At 58.9% G+C, this 16,959-nt stretch carries 14 protein-coding genes; 2 read left to right on the top strand and 12 right to left on the bottom strand.

All coding sequences use genetic code 11. The features are described from left to right. Positions 1 to 6: 6 nt before the first annotated feature. From nuoI to lrhA, 9 genes are all read right to left on the bottom strand, one after another. Entirely contained in the window at positions 7 to 549 is a 543-nt protein-coding gene (gene nuoI, locus ABTW55_RS17170) for an NADH-quinone oxidoreductase subunit NuoI (RefSeq protein WP_025160170.1), read from the bottom strand. Positions 550 to 563: 14 nt separating this feature from the next. Next, positions 564 to 1,541, bottom strand: a complete 978-nt coding sequence (gene nuoH, locus ABTW55_RS17165; RefSeq protein WP_004936022.1) for an NADH-quinone oxidoreductase subunit NuoH — start codon at positions 1,539 to 1,541, stop codon at positions 564 to 566. Further along, the gene (gene nuoG, locus ABTW55_RS17160) at positions 1,538 to 4,276 is read right to left on the bottom strand and encodes an NADH-quinone oxidoreductase subunit NuoG (RefSeq protein ID WP_049234003.1); all 2,739 of its coding nucleotides are present in this window, start codon (positions 4,274 to 4,276) and stop codon (positions 1,538 to 1,540) included. The genes nuoH and nuoG overlap by 4 nt, the downstream gene beginning before the upstream one ends. Before the next feature lie 76 nt (positions 4,277 to 4,352). Then, on the bottom strand, positions 4,353 to 5,699 hold the full coding sequence (gene nuoF / locus ABTW55_RS17155) for an NADH-quinone oxidoreductase subunit NuoF (protein WP_060421949.1): 1,347 nt from the start codon (positions 5,697 to 5,699) through the stop codon (positions 4,353 to 4,355). Continuing rightward, positions 5,696 to 6,247: an NADH-quinone oxidoreductase subunit NuoE gene (nuoE, locus tag ABTW55_RS17150; protein WP_033635327.1), complete on the bottom strand. Its 552-nt coding sequence runs from the start codon at positions 6,245 to 6,247 to the stop codon at positions 5,696 to 5,698. Before nuoE ends, nuoF begins: the two co-directional genes overlap by 4 nt. A gap of 2 nt (positions 6,248 to 6,249) precedes the next feature. Further along, complete coding sequence (gene nuoC, locus ABTW55_RS17145) at positions 6,250 to 8,046, bottom strand: NADH-quinone oxidoreductase subunit C/D (protein ID WP_004936036.1); 1,797 nt, start codon at positions 8,044 to 8,046, stop codon at positions 6,250 to 6,252. 96 nt (positions 8,047 to 8,142) lie between these two features. Then, entirely contained in the window at positions 8,143 to 8,817 is a 675-nt protein-coding gene (locus tag ABTW55_RS17140; RefSeq protein WP_004936039.1) for an NADH-quinone oxidoreductase subunit B family protein, read from the bottom strand. A 15-nt stretch (positions 8,818 to 8,832) separates the two neighbouring features. Continuing rightward, the gene (gene nuoA, locus ABTW55_RS17135; RefSeq protein WP_025303663.1) at positions 8,833 to 9,270 is read right to left on the bottom strand and encodes an NADH-quinone oxidoreductase subunit NuoA; all 438 of its coding nucleotides are present in this window, start codon (positions 9,268 to 9,270) and stop codon (positions 8,833 to 8,835) included. A 707-nt stretch (positions 9,271 to 9,977) separates the two neighbouring features. Further along, complete coding sequence (gene lrhA / locus ABTW55_RS17130) at positions 9,978 to 10,922, bottom strand: transcriptional regulator LrhA (protein WP_033648047.1); 945 nt, start codon at positions 10,920 to 10,922, stop codon at positions 9,978 to 9,980. 855 nt (positions 10,923 to 11,777) lie between these two features. Between lrhA and ABTW55_RS17125 the strand changes: the two genes are divergently transcribed. Both ABTW55_RS17125 and yfbR read left to right on the top strand, forming a co-directional pair. After that, positions 11,778 to 12,992, top strand: coding sequence for a pyridoxal phosphate-dependent aminotransferase (locus ABTW55_RS17125; RefSeq protein ID WP_004936047.1), 1,215 nt, complete (start codon positions 11,778 to 11,780; stop codon positions 12,990 to 12,992). Positions 12,993 to 13,099: 107 nt separating this feature from the next. After that, positions 13,100 to 13,699 (top strand): 5'-deoxynucleotidase, encoded by a 600-nt coding sequence (gene yfbR, locus ABTW55_RS17120; RefSeq protein ID WP_025303666.1) that lies wholly within the window; start codon positions 13,100 to 13,102, stop codon positions 13,697 to 13,699. Positions 13,700 to 13,726: 27 nt separating this feature from the next. Here the strand turns inward: yfbR and ABTW55_RS17115 are convergent, their stop codons facing one another. From ABTW55_RS17115 to ABTW55_RS17105, 3 genes are all read right to left on the bottom strand, one after another. Continuing rightward, positions 13,727 to 15,577 (bottom strand): SLC13 family permease, encoded by a 1,851-nt coding sequence (locus ABTW55_RS17115; RefSeq protein WP_071883829.1) that lies wholly within the window; start codon positions 15,575 to 15,577, stop codon positions 13,727 to 13,729. Positions 15,578 to 15,656: 79 nt separating this feature from the next. Further along, positions 15,657 to 16,313, bottom strand: coding sequence for a sugar phosphatase (locus tag ABTW55_RS17110; RefSeq protein ID WP_060421951.1), 657 nt, complete (start codon positions 16,311 to 16,313; stop codon positions 15,657 to 15,659). Positions 16,314 to 16,330: 17 nt separating this feature from the next. Then, positions 16,331 to 16,825 carry a YfbU family protein gene (locus ABTW55_RS17105; RefSeq protein ID WP_016926898.1) on the bottom strand — a complete coding sequence of 165 codons (495 nt, stop codon included), beginning with the start codon at positions 16,823 to 16,825 and terminating at the stop codon, positions 16,331 to 16,333. Between the last annotated feature and the right edge of the window lie 134 nt (positions 16,826 to 16,959).

Here is a 16,959-nt window from a genome sequence, read left to right as displayed (position 1 = left end):
GGCTCCTTAGGGCAACAGACCTTTGACGTCGATCGGTTTGGCTTCGTTTTCGGCTTCGCCTTTGGCTTTGCCGTCAATCGCCATACCGGCCATCCGGTAGAAGTTATATTCCGGATATTTACCCGGCCCCGAGATCAACAGATCTTCTTTTTCGTACACCAGATCCTGACGCTTGTACTCACCCAGTTCGAAATCCGGCGTCAGCTGGATAGCGGTAGTCGGGCAAGCCTCTTCGCACAGACCGCAGAAAATGCAGCGCGAGAAGTTGATGCGGAAGAACTCCGGATACCAACGGCCGTCTTTCTGCTCCGCTTTTTGCAGCGAGATACAGCCGACCGGGCAGGCAACCGCACACAGGTTACAGGCGACGCAGCGCTCTTCGCCGTCCGGATCGCGCGTCAGCACGATGCGGCCGCGGTAGCGCGGCGGCAGGTAAACCGGTTCTTCCGGATACATCTGGGTTTCGCGCTTGGCGAAGGCATGCATGCCAATCATCCAAATGCTGCGCACCTGGGTGCCGAAACCAACCACTAACTCTTTCAATGTCATGGTTTATTCACCCCTTATTGAGCGTTGTACAAAATGACCGCGGCGGTTGCCAGCAGGTTCAGCAGCGTCAGCGGCAGGCACACTTTCCAGCCGAAGGACATCACCTGGTCATAACGCGGACGCGGCAGCGCGGCACGGATCAGGATGAACATCATCATGAAGAAGGCCGTTTTCAACGCGAACCAGATGAATGGCGGCAGGAACGGACCCTGCCAGCCGCCGAAGAACAACGTCACAATCAGGGCGGACACGGTGACGATACCGATGTATTCCCCCACGAAGAACAGACCGAACTTCATGCCGGAATATTCGATGTGGTAACCGTCGGCCAGTTCCTGCTCGGCTTCCGGCTGGTCAAACGGGTGACGGTGACACACCGCCACGCCGGCGATCGCGAAGGTCACGAAGCCGAAGAACTGCGGAATGACGTTCCAGACGTGCGCCTGGGATTCAACGATGGCCTGCATGTTGAACGAATCCGCCTGCATCACCACGCCCATCAGCGACAGGCCGATGAACACTTCGTAGCTCAGGGTTTGCGCGGAGGCGCGCATCGCGCCCAACAGCGAGTATTTGTTGTTGCTCGACCATCCGGCGAACAGCACGGCGTACACCGCCAGGCCGGCCATCATCAGGAAGAACAGAATACCGATGTTGAGATCGGACACCGCCCAGGTCGGGCTGACCGGCACGATGGCAAATGCCAGCAACAGAGAAGTAAAGGCGATCATCGGCGCCAGGGTGAAGATCACCCGGTCGGAGAATCTCGGCACCCAGTCTTCCTTGAAGAACATTTTGATCATGTCGGCGACCAGCTGCAGCGAGCCGCCCCAGCCTACGCGGTTCGGTCCGTAGCGGTTCTGGAACAGGCCGAGCAGGCGACGTTCGCCAAAGCTCATGAATGCCCCGCACGCCACGACCACCAACAGGATCACGACCGCTTTAAGAATGGCGATCAGAATGTCGATCACCTCAGGGGTAAACCAGCTCATCGTGCCGCCTCCCGCAGATTGTCTACCTTAGCACCCACCAAGATCGGCGGGATCCCTGGCAAGCCGAGCGGCAAACCAACCTGGCCCTGGGTCAGGGTTTCACTCAGACGCACCGGCAGACGCAGGGTCTGGCCCGCACAGCTGAACTCCACCAGGCTGCCCGCGTTGACGCCAAGCGTCGCCGCGTCGGCCGGGTTGACCATCACGTAGGCTTCCGGCATGCGCTGCTGGATCACGTGAGAGCGCTGCGACATTTCGTCGCTGCCGAACAGGTGGTAGTACGGCGCGACACGCCAGCCGTCGTTCGGATTGAACGCGGCAGGCACGCGGTCGAAGTAACCGAGGCTGCCCTCCCCCGCTTCGATCAGGCGCACGCCCGGATCGCCGTGGCGCAGTTTGCCGCCCACTTCGGCCTGGAACTTGTTCCATGCCTGCGGTGAGTTCCAGCCTGGCGCCCAGGCGAACGGGATCTGCTGACGATCGGCCAGCGGACTGTTGTTCCCTTCCATCGAGAAGGCGAACATGGTGTCTTTATCCTGCGGCTGACGCGGCTCGTGCACGCTGATGTTGGCGCGCATGGCGGTACGGCCGCTGGAGCGGTGCGGCGAACGCGCCAGCTTCTGACCGCGAATGCGGAAAGTCGCGTCCGGCGCGGCGTCGACGATGCCCTGCAGCTGCGGCAACGCGGCGACGCAAGCGGCGATCACGTCATCGAGCTGGGTCCAGTCCACGTGGCGGCTGGTGTAGGTGGAGTGCAGCGAGTGCATCCAGCGCCAGCTTTCCAGCATCACGGTGAACTGATTCTTCTTGGCGTCGTCGTAGTAGGCCGGATCGTATACCTGGAAGAAGCGCTGCGCGCGGCCTTCCTGGTTGATCAGCGTACCGTCGCTCTCGGCGAAGCTGGCCGAGGAGAGGATCAGGTTGGCTTTGTCCATGATCGCAGTGCGCTGGTGGTCGGCGACGATCAGGTTGTTGACCTTAGCCAACGCCGCATCCACCTGCGCCGCCGGCGCATGACGATAGAGATCGTTTTCCATCACGATAGCGGTGTCGGCTGCGCCGCTCGCCAGCTGTTCCAGCGCCTGATCGAGCGAACCGCCGCCGATCATCGCCAGGCCCATGCTGTTGGCTGCGCCCGCCACGAAGGTGATGCCGACATCGGAACCGCGGCCCTTCAACGCTTTGGCAATGTTGGCCGCCGCTTCGATGATGGCTTCGCTGCCGGCGTTGCTGCCGGTAATAATCAGCGGTTTGCGTGCGCCGGTCAGCGCCTGCACGATGATATCGACTTTCTTGTTCAGGCCTTCAGCCAGATCGTTCACCGCCGGCGCCGCGCTGTCCAACGCGTGAGCGATGGCGAAGCCGAAGCGCGCCTGCTCGTCCACCGGCGCGCGGTAGTTCCAGGCGGCGATGTCGTCCAGGCGGGTGTTGTCGACGTTGGTGGTGAACAGCGGGTACTTGGCGTGCTGGCCGATGTTCTGCACCGCCGCGATCTGCCAGTCGGCCACGCGTTGCGCCGCCGCCATCGCGCGGGCTTTGCCCTTGACGGCCTGGCGCACGGACAGCGCGATGCGCGCGCCGGTTTGCGTCAGGTCTTCGCCCAGCACCAGCACCGCGTCGTAATCTTCGATCTCACGCAGCGCCGGCGTATGGACGCCGCCGTTCTTCAGCACGTTCAGCATCAGCGCCAGGCGTGATTGCTCCGCCTGAGCGATACCGGTGTAGTAGTTCTCGGCGCCGACCAGCTCGCGCAGTGCGAAGTTGCTTTCCAGGCTGGCGCGCGGGGAGCCGATGCCGATGGTTTTCTTCGCCTGACGCAGGATGTCCGCCGCGCCCTGCATCGCCTGCTCGGCGTTCAGGGTGATCCAGTCATCGCCGCGCAGCTGCTGCGGTTGACGCGGACGATCTTTCTGGTTGACGTAGCCGTAACCGAAGCGGCCGCGGTCGCACAGGAAGTAGTGGTTCACGCTGCCGTTGTAACGGTTTTCGATACGGCGCAGCTCGCCATAGCGCTCGCCCGGGCTGGTGTTACAGCCGATGCTGCACTGCTGGCAAATGCTCGGCGCGAACTGCATGTCCCATTTACGGTTGTAGCGCTCGGAGTGCGTTTTGTCGGTGAATACGCCGGTCGGGCACACTTCCACCAGGTTGCCGGAGAACTCGCTTTCCAGCGTGCCGCTTTCCGGGCGACCGAAGTAGACGTTATCGTGCGCACCATACACGCCGAAGTCGGTGCCGTCCGCATAGTCTTTGTAGTAACGCACGCAGCGGTAGCAGGCGATGCAGCGGTTCATCTCATGCGAGATAAACGGCCCCAGCTCCTGGTTGTTGTGGGTGCGCTTGGTGAAGCGGTAGCGGCGGAAGCTGTGGCCGGTCATTACCGTCATATCCTGCAGGTGACAGTTACCGCCTTCTTCACACACCGGGCAATCGTGCGGGTGGTTGGTCATCAACCACTCGACCACGCTTTCACGGAACTGCTTCGCTTCGCCGTCATCGATGGAGATGAAGGTGCCATCGGATGCCGGGGTCATACAGGACATCACCAAACGGCCGCGCGTATCTTCCGCGTTTTGGTATTGCTTTACCGCACATTGGCGGCAAGCGCCGACGCTTCCCAGCGCCGGATGCCAGCAAAAGTAAGGAATATCAAGGCCGAGGGAGAGACAAGCCTGCAGCAGGTTGTCCGCCCCGTCTACCTCATACTCTTTGCCGTCTACATGAATCGTAGCCATAGTCAGCATGCTTCCAAGTGGCCTGCCTTGCGGCAGGCGTTAATCAAAAATTCTGGCCGTGTTCGGGCGAGTCGGCTTACCAGCGCTGCTTCAGCAGATTGTTCGGCTGAATGCCGCCAATCGCATGGGCGTTGCCGAAGTGCTGCACGGCGATACCCGCCTCGAACTCTTCACGGAAATATTTAATCGCGCTTTGCAGTGGCTCTACGGCACCTGGCGCGTGGGCGCAGAAGGTTTTGCCCGGGCCGAGGGAACGGCACAGCTGTTCGAGGGTTTCGATATCCCCCGGCTGCCCTTCGCCGTTTTCCAACGCACGCAGGATCTTCACGCTCCACGGCAGGCCGTCGCGGCATGGCGTACACCAGCCGCAGGACTCGCGGGCGAAGAACTCTTCCAGGTTACGCACCAGCGGCACCATGCCAATCTCGTGGTCTACCGCCATCGCCAGCGCGGTGCCGAGACGGCTGCCGGCTTTGCCGATCGCACCGTATTCCATCGGCAGATCGAGGTGATCGGCGGTCAGGAAGTCAGTCCCCGCGCCGCCTGGCTGCCAAGCTTTGAAGCGCAGACCGTCGCGCATGCCGCCGGCGTAGTCTTCCAGGATCTCGCGCGCGGTGGTGCCGAACGGCAGCTCCCAAACGCCCGGATTTTTCACCCGGCCAGAGAAGCCCATCAGCTTGGTGCCTTTGTCCTCACTGCCGGAGATGCCGGTGTACCACTCCACGCCGTTCGCCAAAATGGCCGGTACGTTGCACAGCGTTTCGACGTTGTTGACGCAGGTCGGCTTGCCCCACACGCCGGCGCTGGCCGGGAATGGCGGCTTGGAGCGCGGGTTGGCGCGGCGGCCTTCCAGCGAGTTGATCAGCGCGGTTTCTTCGCCGCAGATGTAACGGCCGGCGCCGGTGTGCACGATCAGCTCGAAATCAAATCCGGTGCCGAGAATGTTCTTGCCCAGATAGCCGGCTTCGGTGGCTTCCGCGATGGCGCGACGCAGATGCGCCGCCGCTTCGATGTACTCACCGCGCAGGAAGATGTACCCACGGTAGGCTTTCAGCGCGAACGCGGAGATCAGCATGCCTTCCACCAGCAGGTGCGGCAGCTGCTCCATCAGCAGGCGGTCTTTATAGGTGCCCGGCTCCATCTCATCGGCGTTACACAGCAGGTAACGGATGTTCATGGATTCGTCCTTCGGCATCAGGCTCCACTTCAAACCGGTGGAGAAGCCCGCGCCGCCGCGGCCCTTCAGCCCGGAGTCTTTCACCAGGTTGACGATCTCGTCCGGGGCCAGGCCTTTGAGGGCCTTTTCTGCGCCGGCATAGCCGTTTTTGCTGCGGTATTCGTCCAGCCACAGCGGCTGCTTGTCATCACGCAGCCGCCAGGTCAGCGGATGCGTTTCGGGAGTGCGTACAATGTGCTTGGTCATTGATACTGCTCCAGTAGCGTCTCGATATCTTCAGGCTTCAGCTGACTGTGAGTGTCGTCATCAATCATCATGGTCGGCCCTTTATCGCAGTTGCCCAGACAGCAGGTCGGCAGCAGCGTGAAGCGGCCATCAAAGGTGGTTTGACCCGGCTTGATGTTCAGCTTCTTCTCGATAGCGGCCTGAATGCCCTGGTAACCGGTGATGTGACAAACAACGCTGTCACAATAACGGATCACGTGACGTCCTACCGGCTGACGGAAAATCTGGCTGTAGAACGTGGCCACGCCTTCTACGTCGCTGGCGGGGATGCCCAGCACTTCCGCGATGGCGTAAATCGCACCGTCCGGAACCCAGCCGCGCTGCTTCTGCACAATTTTCAGTGCTTCGATGGAAGCGGCGCGCGGATCCTCGTAATGATGCTTTTCGTGCTCGATCGCATCACGTTCTTCCGCACTCAGTACAAATGCATCAACGCCGCTCTGAGGAGCGGCTGCGTTGATGGGCTCGAGCGCATCATTGACTGCGTGATTGTCTTTTTGAGAGTGCATAATTAGCGGTCCACATCTGACATAACAAAATCGATACTACCCAGATAGACGATCAGGTCGGAAACCAGGCTGCCACGGATGACCGATGGGATCTGCTGCAGGTGCGCAAAGCTCGGCGTACGTACCCGGGTGCGGTAGCTCATGGTGCTGCCGTCGCTGGTCAGGTAGTAGCTGTTGATCCCTTTGGTGGCTTCAATCATCTGGAATGATTCGTTGGCTGGCATCACCGGGCCCCAGGAAACCTGCAGGAAGTGGGTGATCAGCGTTTCAATGTGCTGCAGCGTGCGCTCTTTCGGCGGCGGCGTAGTCAGCGGGTGATCGGCCTTGAACGGGCCTTCCGGCATGTTGTTCAGGCACTGTTCGAGGATGCGCAGGCTCTGGCGCAGCTCTTCCACCTTCAGCATCACGCGGGTGTAGCAGTCGCTGGTGCCGTCGCCGACCGGCACTTCGAAGTCGAAGTTCTCGTAGCCGGAGTACGGACGCCATTTACGCACGTCGAACTCGACGCCAGTGGCGCGCAGGCCGGCGCCGGTCACGCCCCACTCCAGCGCTTCTTTGGCGTTGTAAGACGCTACGCCGATGGAACGGCCTTTCAGGATGCTGTTCTTCAGCGCCGCTTTCACGTAGGAGTCCAGACGCTTCGGCATCCAGTCGAGGAATTCACGCAGCAGGCGATCCCAGCCGCGCGGCAGATCGTGCGCGACGCCGCCGATGCGGAACCAGGCCGGGTGCATACGGAAACCGGTGATCGCTTCCACCAGATCGTAGATTTTCTGACGGTCGGTAAAGGCGAAGAACACCGGGGTCATCGCGCCGACGTCCTGAATGAAGGTGGAGATGTACAGCAGGTGGCTGTTGATGCGGAACAGCTCGGACAGCATCACGCGGATGGTGTCGACGCGCTCCGGCACCTTGATGCCGGCCAGCTTCTCGACCGCCAGCACGTAAGGCATTTCGTTCACGCAGCCGCCGAGGTACTCGATACGGTCGGTGTACGGAATGTAGCTGTGCCAGGATTGGCGCTCGCCCATCTTCTCGGCACCGCGGTGGTGATAGCCGATATCCGGCACGCAGTCGACGATCTCTTCGCCGTCCAGCTGCAGAATGATGCGGAACGCACCGTGCGCGGACGGGTGGTTCGGGCCGAGGTTGAGGAACATGAAATCTTCGTTCTCGGTGCCGCGCTTCATGCCCCAGTCTTCCGGCTTGAAGGTCAGCGCTTCCATCTCCAGATCTTCTTTCTGCTTGGTCAGCACGAAAGGATCGAATTCGGTGGCGCGCGCCGGGTAGTCCTTGCGCAGCGGGTGCCCTTCCCAGGTCTGCGGCATCATGATGCGCGACAGGTGCGGGTGGCCGTCGAAGGTGATGCCGAACATTTCCCAGGTCTCGCGCTCATACCAGTTGGCGTTCGGGAACACCTTGGTCGCCGTCGGCACGTGCAGGTCTTTTTCAGACAGCGCCACCTTCAGCATGATGTCGCGGTTGCGTTCGATGGAAATCAGATGGTAGAAAACGGAGAAATCCGCAGCGGGCAGGCCATCGCGGTGGGTGCGAAGACGTTCGTCCACGCCATGCAGATCGAACAGCATGACATACGGCTTCGGCTGTTTTCTCAGGAACGTCATTACTTCCAGCAACTGGTCAGGTTTAACCCATACCACGGGCATGCCGGTACGGGTGGCCTGAACAGTAAAGGCTTCCGGCCCAAAACGGTTGCGCAGTTCGCCGATCACCGGGTCGTCAAGGTGATCTCGGGTCTGCCAGGCAGGCAAGGCGTCGTGCGTCGTCAAATCTGTCATAATTTTTTTTCACCACACTAAAGGGTTATTCGCCGCAAGTTTCACTTTTCGCTGTGTTAACCAATAGCGCACTAAGATGGACGTTAAATGAACGTCTTAAATCTCGTCAGGCGTCCGGAGGTTGGTCACCGCGATGCGCTCGCCGTGTTTACGCTCTCTTTCAGACTGCATATTGGCGCGGTAAACGCCCTGATCGCCGACAACCCACGACAGCGGGCGACGTTCTTTGCCGATGGATTCCTGCAGCAGCATCAGCGCTTGCATATAGGCTTCCGGACGCGGCGGGCAGCCGGGAATGTACACGTCGACCGGCAGGAACTTGTCCACGCCCTGCACCACGGAATAGATGTCGTACATGCCGCCGGAGTTGGCGCAGGCGCCCATCGAGATCACCCACTTAGGTTCCAGCATCTGCTCGTACAGGCGCTGGATGACCGGGGCCATCTTGGTGAAGCAGGTACCGGCCACCACCATCAGGTCAGCCTGACGCGGGGAGGCGCGCAGTACTTCCGCACCGAAACGCGCCACGTCGTGAACGGCGGTAAACGACGTCACCATCTCCACGTAACAGCACGAAAGGCCGAAGTTATACGGCCAAATAGAGTTTTTACGCCCCCAGTTCACCATGTCATGCAGCGCATGTTCGAGTTTACCCATGTAAACCGTGCGGTGGACCTGTTGTTCCAGGGGATCGGCGACGATCTCCTGTTTTTGCAGGGGATAACGGTCGTTCTCACCGTTCGGGTCTATGCGGGTGAGCGTATAGTCCATCTTAATGCCTCGCTGTTACTGCGGATGACTGTTGGTGTTAGTGATCGTGCTCGGTTTGCTGCGGCGTTGGGAACGCGCCGGAGTCCAATCCAACGCGCCGATGCGCACCAGATAAACCAGACCGGCCAATAGCACCAAAATGAAAATGGCGGCTTCGATAAAGCCTACCCAGCCGCTCTCGCGAACCGAGACCGACCAGGCGTACAGGTATAAGGCTTCAACGTCGAAAATAACGAAGAACATGGCCACCAGGTAGAACTTGGCGGACAAGCGCATGCGCGCCGTACCGACCGAGTCGATGCCTGATTCAAACGGGGTGTGTTTGGCGCGCGCCCGGGCTCTCCCGCCCAAGAAGAACGCACCCAGCAGCATTAAGCCGCAGAGCCCGATAGCCACGACGAGAAATACGGCGAGCGCCCAGTGATGAGCGATAACTTCAGTGGTTGTTGACATACTCTATGCTTACTCATCAAAAGTGGCGTCGATCGCGCTGCTCTTGTCACCGGCAGTTAGTGCGCCACATCGATTTAAGGGAAGGATAAATAACCACACAAACAAACTGCTTTTACAGCGAGTTAGGCAGCGTTTTTCTGTGGGCTTTTTACTCCTTTCTATAACCTTTTGTCAACTTTGACAAAAGTATCTACACACTAGTTTACATACGTATCATTTGATTAACATTTGATGCGCCAGGGGCTGGCTAAATCGTGTCAGTTAATTTTTGTGTAGAAACAGATAGATATAAACCAACGTGCACATTTCAGTTTTACTATACCATTGTCTCAGGAATTCCCTGTTCTTCCACTCACTACCTAGGGGTATTTTTTTGATCCAGGACACGTTTTCAGCATAAATCCTCAAAAAAAGTGTGGCCCTTTAACAATTTTCCTCAAATTAAGCCGCAAAAACGGCCGCTATAAGCTAACAAAATAACCCTTCTATTACCATGCCTTTAACCCATTCAATCTTATTGCTCAAAAAACACACTCAGCGTCTTAAACCCGGCCAAACTCTCTTTTCAGCAACGCTTAAAAGTTAATAAAACAGCCAACTCATAACAAAATCGTCATTAAATCCCTATAACAGTAAAAATCGCCAAAAAAAGGACAAAAAAAACCTCCGCCGAAGCAGAGGTTTTCATCAGATCTAACGCCGCGGCGTTATTCTTCTTCGTCTACCAGGCTGGCGTCATCCTGATCGCCCTGGAGACCGGCTTCCGCGCCGTTGAAGCCATAGCTGTCATTGCCGCCCTGCATTGCGCTGAAGATGGCCATCGCCAATTCGTTGCTGCACTGCGCGTTTTTGCACAGCGCATACTGGGTATCCGGCAGCGGCGGCAAACCTTCCACCGCCCCCAGCACCCGCAGGTCGGGGCTCATCATCTCGATCGGCCGCGCGGTCACGCCCAGGCCGGCCTTACAGGCCGCCCGCACCGCGGACAGCGTGGAGGCGACGTAGGCGATGCGCCACGGGATACCGGCTTCGTCCAGCTGCTTGATCGCCAGCGCGCGGAACGGGCTTGGCTCATCCATCACCACCAGCGGGATCGGTTCGCCGGCCTGATAGTGGTAATCGGCGGCGCAGTACCACAGCGTCGGCGATGTGCGCAGCACGATGTGCGGGTGCCCGGCCGGATCGGCCGTGGTCACCGCCAGATCGATCTCGCCCTCTTCCAGCAGATCGACCATCGTCGTGCTGCGCTTTACGCGCACGTCAATGGACAGCTTCGGATAGATGGCGGTCACGCGGTTCAGCAGGAAAGGCAGAATGGTATCGGCGGTGTCGTCGGAAGCGCCGATGGTCAGAACACCTTTAATATTGTTGTACATCAGCGAGGTACAGGCTTCGTCGTTAAAGCGCAGGATCTTCCTGGCATAACCGAGAAGCTGAATACCATGCTCAGTCAGGAGTTTGTTGCGCCCATGGCGGGCAAACAGTTCTTTGCCGACCAGTTGCTCTAATCGCTGCATTTGTTGACTGACGGCTGATTGAGTACGGCATACGGCGACGGCCGCCGCCGCGAAGGTATTCAAATCAGCAACCGCAACAAAGGTTCTTAGCAGATCGAGGTCGAGATTAAGTATCGGACGATTTGCAGTTGTCATAGTGTATTCTTCACTTTTTTAAATTCTAATTTACGAACTACTACCCTGGTGTGTTTCTCAGACGCCGTTGAAAAGGACGGAGCCTGTTATGACAGTACCCCACTCATAAGTGGAGGGCAAAAAAATTACTTATGATTCGTTACCTCTATCGCTTTTTAAAATGCGATCTATCGATGGTGCTTATAGAACGCGGGGGGCTGAATATCGGTGGAAAGGGAAAACCCCCACCGAACCTGAGATTTTACTCATTCATACTGCCTAATTTCCACTCCATTCGTGCTACTGAGAACCCTTATCAACCGGCGACCAGACTGCATTACAGAGCAAAAAAGATAAATAATTAACGATATCGACTTCGTGTTACTACTCAATGAATTTAATAAATTCAATCAGTAAGATTTTTACTTTAAATAATAATCCTATAACCACATAAACAATGCTTAAGCTAAAATATAAAGTAAAACTAATGTAAATATGCCATTTTCTTAGTGTGGTGCGCTAACCGACAACCCGCTATCAGACAACTCCGGTATTATCGTTCCTTTACAGTTTATTGAAGCCCATTCTCACTTTCGGCTTATCAGTTCACTGCTGCCGGCCGCGATCGCCGGCACGTCGCGTTTATCGATGCGGGATTTTACAGAACAAAACCCTAGTAAAATTATAGTTCATGAAATTATGAACCACAAAATAACTTTACCTTTGCTTATCATAACTAAAATCTCCCGTTACGACATGCATTTGCACCAAAGGCGTGCAAAACCCTTCAAAAGCAACTACGCCAGGAGTACATTGGGCGGGTTGCGGCGTCCCACGGTAGGAGCGCCCCTATCCCAGCAAAAGGCTCAACTTTTTATGTCCCCCATTGAGAAATCCAGCAAACTGGACAACGTCTGCTATGACATTCGCGGCCCGGTGCTTAAAGAAGCCAAACGTCTTGAAGAAGAAGGCAACAAAGTCCTGAAACTGAACATCGGCAACCCTGCCCCGTTCGGTTTCGACGCCCCTGACGAAATCCTGGTCGACGTGATCCGCAATCTGCCCACGGCGCAAGGCTATTCCGACTCCAAGGGCCTCTTCTCGGCGCGTAAAGCGATCATGCAGCACTATCAGGCGCGCAACATGCGTGACGTGACCGTTGAGGATATCTACATTGGCAACGGCGTCTCGGAACTGATCGTCCAATCCATGCAGGCGCTGCTCAACAGCGGCGACGAAATGCTGGTGCCGGCGCCGGACTACCCGCTGTGGACCGCCGCGGTATCGCTGTCCGGCGGCAAGGCCGTGCACTACCTGTGCGATGAGCAGGCCGGCTGGTTCCCGGATCTGGACGACATCATCAGCAAGATCACCCCGCGCACCCGCGGCATCGTGATCATCAACCCGAACAACCCGACCGGCGCGGTTTACAGCAAAGCGCTGCTGGAACAGATCGTCGAGATCGCCCGTCAACACAACCTGATCATCTTCGCCGACGAGATCTACGACAAGATCCTGTATGACGAAGCCGAGCACCACTCGATCGCCGCGCTGGCGCCGGATTTGCTGACCGTCACCTTCAACGGCCTGTCGAAAACCTACCGCGTGGCGGGCTTCCGCCAGGGCTGGATGGTGCTGAACGGGCCGAAGAAGCACGCCAAAGGCTATATCGAAGGGCTGGAGATGCTGGCTTCGATGCGCCTGTGCGCCAACGTGCCGATGCAGCACGCCATTCAGACCGCGCTGGGCGGTTATCAGAGCATCAGCGAGTTCATTCAGCCCGGCGGCCGCCTGTACGAACAGCGCAACCGCACCTGGGAGCTGCTCAACGACATCCCGGGCGTCTCTTGCGTGAAGCCGCAGGGCGCGCTGTACATGTTCCCACGCATCGACGCCAAGCGCTTCAACATCCACGACGACCAGAAACTGGTGCTGGATCTGCTGCTGCAGGAAAAAGTGCTGCTGGTGCAGGGCACCGCGTTCAACTGGCCTTATCCGGATCACGTGCGCATCGTCACCCTGCCGCGCGTAGACGAGCTGGAAATGGCGGTCGGCAAGCTGGGCCGCTTCCTGGAAGGCTACCACCAGTAATCGCCTGGGGCGCAGCGCCTTGTTGCGCCCTTCTCTCACTGCCCGGTTGCAAAATTCGCCGTCACTGCTTCACAATGGGGCCCTCACTTGCCGTTAAAGAGAGCACCATGAGCCAGAGCCATTTCTTCGCCCATCTGTCCCGCCTGAAACTGATCAACCGCTGGCCGCTGATGCGCAACGTGCGTACCGAGAACGTTTCCGAACACAGTCTGCAGGTGGCTTTTGTCGCCCACGCGTTGGCGGTGATCAAAAACCGCAAATTCAACGGCAACCTCAACGCCGACCGCGTTGCGCTGCTGGCGATGTACCACGACGCCAGCGAAGTGATCACCGGCGACATGCCAACGCCGATCAAGTACTACAATCCGCAGATCGCCCACGAATACAAGAAGATCGAAAAGATCGCCCAGCAAAAGCTGCTGGACATGATCCCCGCGGAGCTGCGCAACGATTTCCGCACCATTCTCGATGAGCACTACTACAGCGAAGATGAAAAGCAGGTAGTGAAGCAGGCAGACGCACTGTGCGCCTACCTGAAATGCCTGGAGGAACTCTCTGCCGGCAACAACGAATTCACCCTGGCCAAGGCGCGGCTGGATAAAACCCTGGAACAGCGCCGCAGCCCGGAAATGGACTACTTCATGGACGTGTTCATCCCCAGCTTCAGCCTGTCATTGGACGAAATCAGCCTCGACAGCTCGCTGTAACCCCGCCGGCGCAGCCTCGCTGCGCCGTTAAAAGCCGTAGAGCCACGGCACCACAATCACGCTGACCGCCATCACCAGCAGGGTGAACGGCACGCCGAGACGCACGAAATCGCCGAACTTGTAATTGCCCGGCCCCAGCACCAGCGTGTTGACCGGTGAAGAAACCGGCGTCATAAAGGCGGCGGACGCGGCGATGGCGATAATCATCGCGAACGGGTATGGCGAAACGCCCATTTCGCGCGCGGCGGCGATGGCGATCGGCGCCATCAGCACCGCCGTCGCGGTGTTGGAAATAAACAGGCCGATGGTGGCGCACAAGACGAACAGGCACAGCAGCATCACGCGCGGCCCCGCGCCGCCGGCGACGTCCATCAGCCCGCTGACGATCAGATCCACCCCGCCGGTCTTTTGCAGCGCCTGCGCGAACGGCATCATGCCGACGATCAAAATGATGCTCGGCCAATGGATCGATTTATAGGCGCTCTCCATATCGATACAGCGGAACTTGCCCATCAGCAGACAGGCGATCAGCGCCGCGATCGGGTTGGGGATTTCGTCGGTCAGCATCATCGCCACCATCAGCGCCAGGCAAAACAGCGCGTGCGGCGCCTGCGTGATGGCCGGCGCCACTTCGTCCACCTCGGCCGGCAGATTGAGCACGATAAAGTCGTGGGTTTTGGCCTGCAGCTGACGGATCGCCTTCCAGTCGCCGATCACCAGCAAGATGTCGCCCAGCTCCAGCGGCTCGTCCACCAGCTTGCCGCCCAGCGTCTCGCCGTGGCGGCGGATGCCCACCACGTTCAGATCGTAGCGGCTGCGGAACGCCGCTTCGCGCAGGCTTTTGCCCAGCAGCGCCGAGTCCGGGATCAGCGACACTTCGGCCATGCCGACGTTGCGCGACTGTTCCGAGAAGTAATCGCCGCGCAGCACCATCGGCTCCAGCCGCTGCTCGCCGCAGAATTCGCGCAGATCGACCTGGCTGTCCGACATGTCGATCAAGAGGACGTCGCCCTCGCGCAGCTCGGTGCTGCCGGAAGCGCTGACCATCACCCGCCGGAAGCGTTTCCAGCGCTCAATGCCCACCACGTTGGCGCCATAGCGCGCACGCAGGTGCAGCTCATCCAGCGAACGCCCGATCAGCGGCGAAGCGCTGCGGACAGCCAGCCGCCGCGCACGGCCGGTCAGCTTGTAGTCGCGGATCAAATCGCGGAAGGTTCGGCGCTGCCAGTCATCGCCGGCTTTGCCCGTGTCACCGCTGCCCAGCCAACGCCGAGCGATCAGCATGTAACCGACGCCCAGCGCCAGCACCGCCAGACCGATGGGCGTCACGCTGAAGAAGCCGAAACCATGGATGCCTTCACGCACCAGTTCGCTGTTGACCACCATGTTTGGCGGCGTGGCCACCAGCGTCATCATGCCGCTGATGAGCCCGGCGAAGCTGAGCGGCATCATCAGCCGCCCCGGCGCAATCTTCATTCTCGCCGTCACGCTGAGCACCACCGGGATAAAGATCGCCACCACGCCGGTCGAGCTCATGAACGCGCCCAGCCCGGCGACCGTCACCATCAGCAGCATCAACATTTTGGTTTCGCTGCTGCCGGCCACTTTCACCAGCCAGTCGCCGACCTGATAGGCCACGCCGGTGCGCACCAGCCCTTCGCCGATCACGAACAGCGCGGCGATCAAAATCACGTTGGGATCGCTGAAACCGACCGTCGCCTCCTGCAGGCTGAGCGTGCCGCTCAGCACGAAGGCGATGATCACCAACAGCGCCACCACGTCCATACGCAGCTTGTTGGTGGTAAACAGCACGATGGCAATCAGCAGTAAACTCAGCACCCACAGTAATTCGCTGTTCAAAACGGCCTCATCCGGCAAATATCCAAGGGTCTAAAAAATAGCATAAAAAAACCCCGCCGAAGCGGGGTCTAATCAATTAGGGTGAAGATAATGCCGCTCAGGCCAGCCGGCGAACGATCGCGCCCTGCGCCGTTTTATCGACGGCGATCTGCGCCAGCGAATCCAGCCGCAGGTCGACCTGCTCCAGCTTCGGCGTATCCGCCGGCGCGTTGACCGCGATCACCTGGCAGCCCGCGGCCAGGCCGGAGAGAATGCCGGCCGGCGCGTCTTCAACCACCACGCACTCGTGCGGCGCCAGCCCCAGGCGCTCGGCGCCCAACAGATAGGCATCGGGCTGCGGCTTGCCGTGTTTAACCTGCTCGGCGGTGATGAACACCTCCGGCTGCGGCAAACCGCCGGCCTGGCGGCGAGCGCCGGCCACCGGCACCGAACCGGAGGTGACGATCGCCCAAGGGATGCCGAGCGCGTTCAGGCGCTCCAGCAGCGCAATCGCGCCCGGCAGCGCGCGAACGCCGTCGGTATCCTGCGCTTCCACCTGCTCCAGCAACTGAAACTCGCGCTGAATTTCCGCTTCGCTTTCGCCCGGCATAAAGTGGCGCAGAGAAGTAATGGCCTGTTTACCGTGAATGAAGTCCAGCACCGCTTGCGGGTTGACGCCGCGGCGTTCGGCCCAGTGCGTCCAGGCGCGCTCTACCGCCGGCAGCGAATCCACCAGGGTGCCATCAAGATCGAACAGAAAACCCTTACACTCCACAGAAAACCTCTTCTTAATCAAGCATTGATGATTTGCGCTATCTCAACGGCGCTCAAGTGATACTGGCGCGGACAGGCCAGCCAGATCGCCAGCATGCGCTGGTATTTTTCCCACATTTTGGTCTGGGCGTTGAAACCGTGGCTGCCGGAATCGAAGTGAGTATAGCGCCCCTCGGTGCTGACCAGGAAACGCACGTAGCTCAGGTAGCGCGCCTCGGTGGCGGCGTCGAAGCCGAGAAACGCCAGGCGGCGCTCGTCCAGATCCTGCTTCTCTTTCAGGTTGCCCCAGGAAACCTGCAGCGCATGGTGCATCTCCATCACGTTGATGATGGTGCGGCACACCTCTTCGCTCAGTTCGCCGAAGTCGCGATCCAGTTCGCGCATTTGCAAACCGAAGCCGCGTTCGACGATGGTTTGCAACCGGCGATAACGGTCGCCGTTGTCCGGATCGAGCAGGGTCATCATCTTGTACTGGTTCGACAGGATCAGCCGCTGGGCGTTGGTCATTTCCATCAGGATTTCCTCATTTCTGTGTGATGGCGGGAGCATCGCACAGCGCAAGAACGCAGGAAATCACAACTCGACCGTTCTTTGATTTAAACCGGGGTTATTGGCGCTTTGACGAGAAAGGCCGCACAACGCGGCCT

This window comes from Serratia sp. SM04, assembly GCF_040280225.1.
In the GTDB taxonomy this organism is placed as follows: domain Bacteria; phylum Pseudomonadota; class Gammaproteobacteria; order Enterobacterales; family Enterobacteriaceae; genus Serratia; species Serratia sarumanii.
Note: the sequence above shows the minus strand (reverse complement) of the source record. Positions and strands in the feature narration are given on the sequence as shown.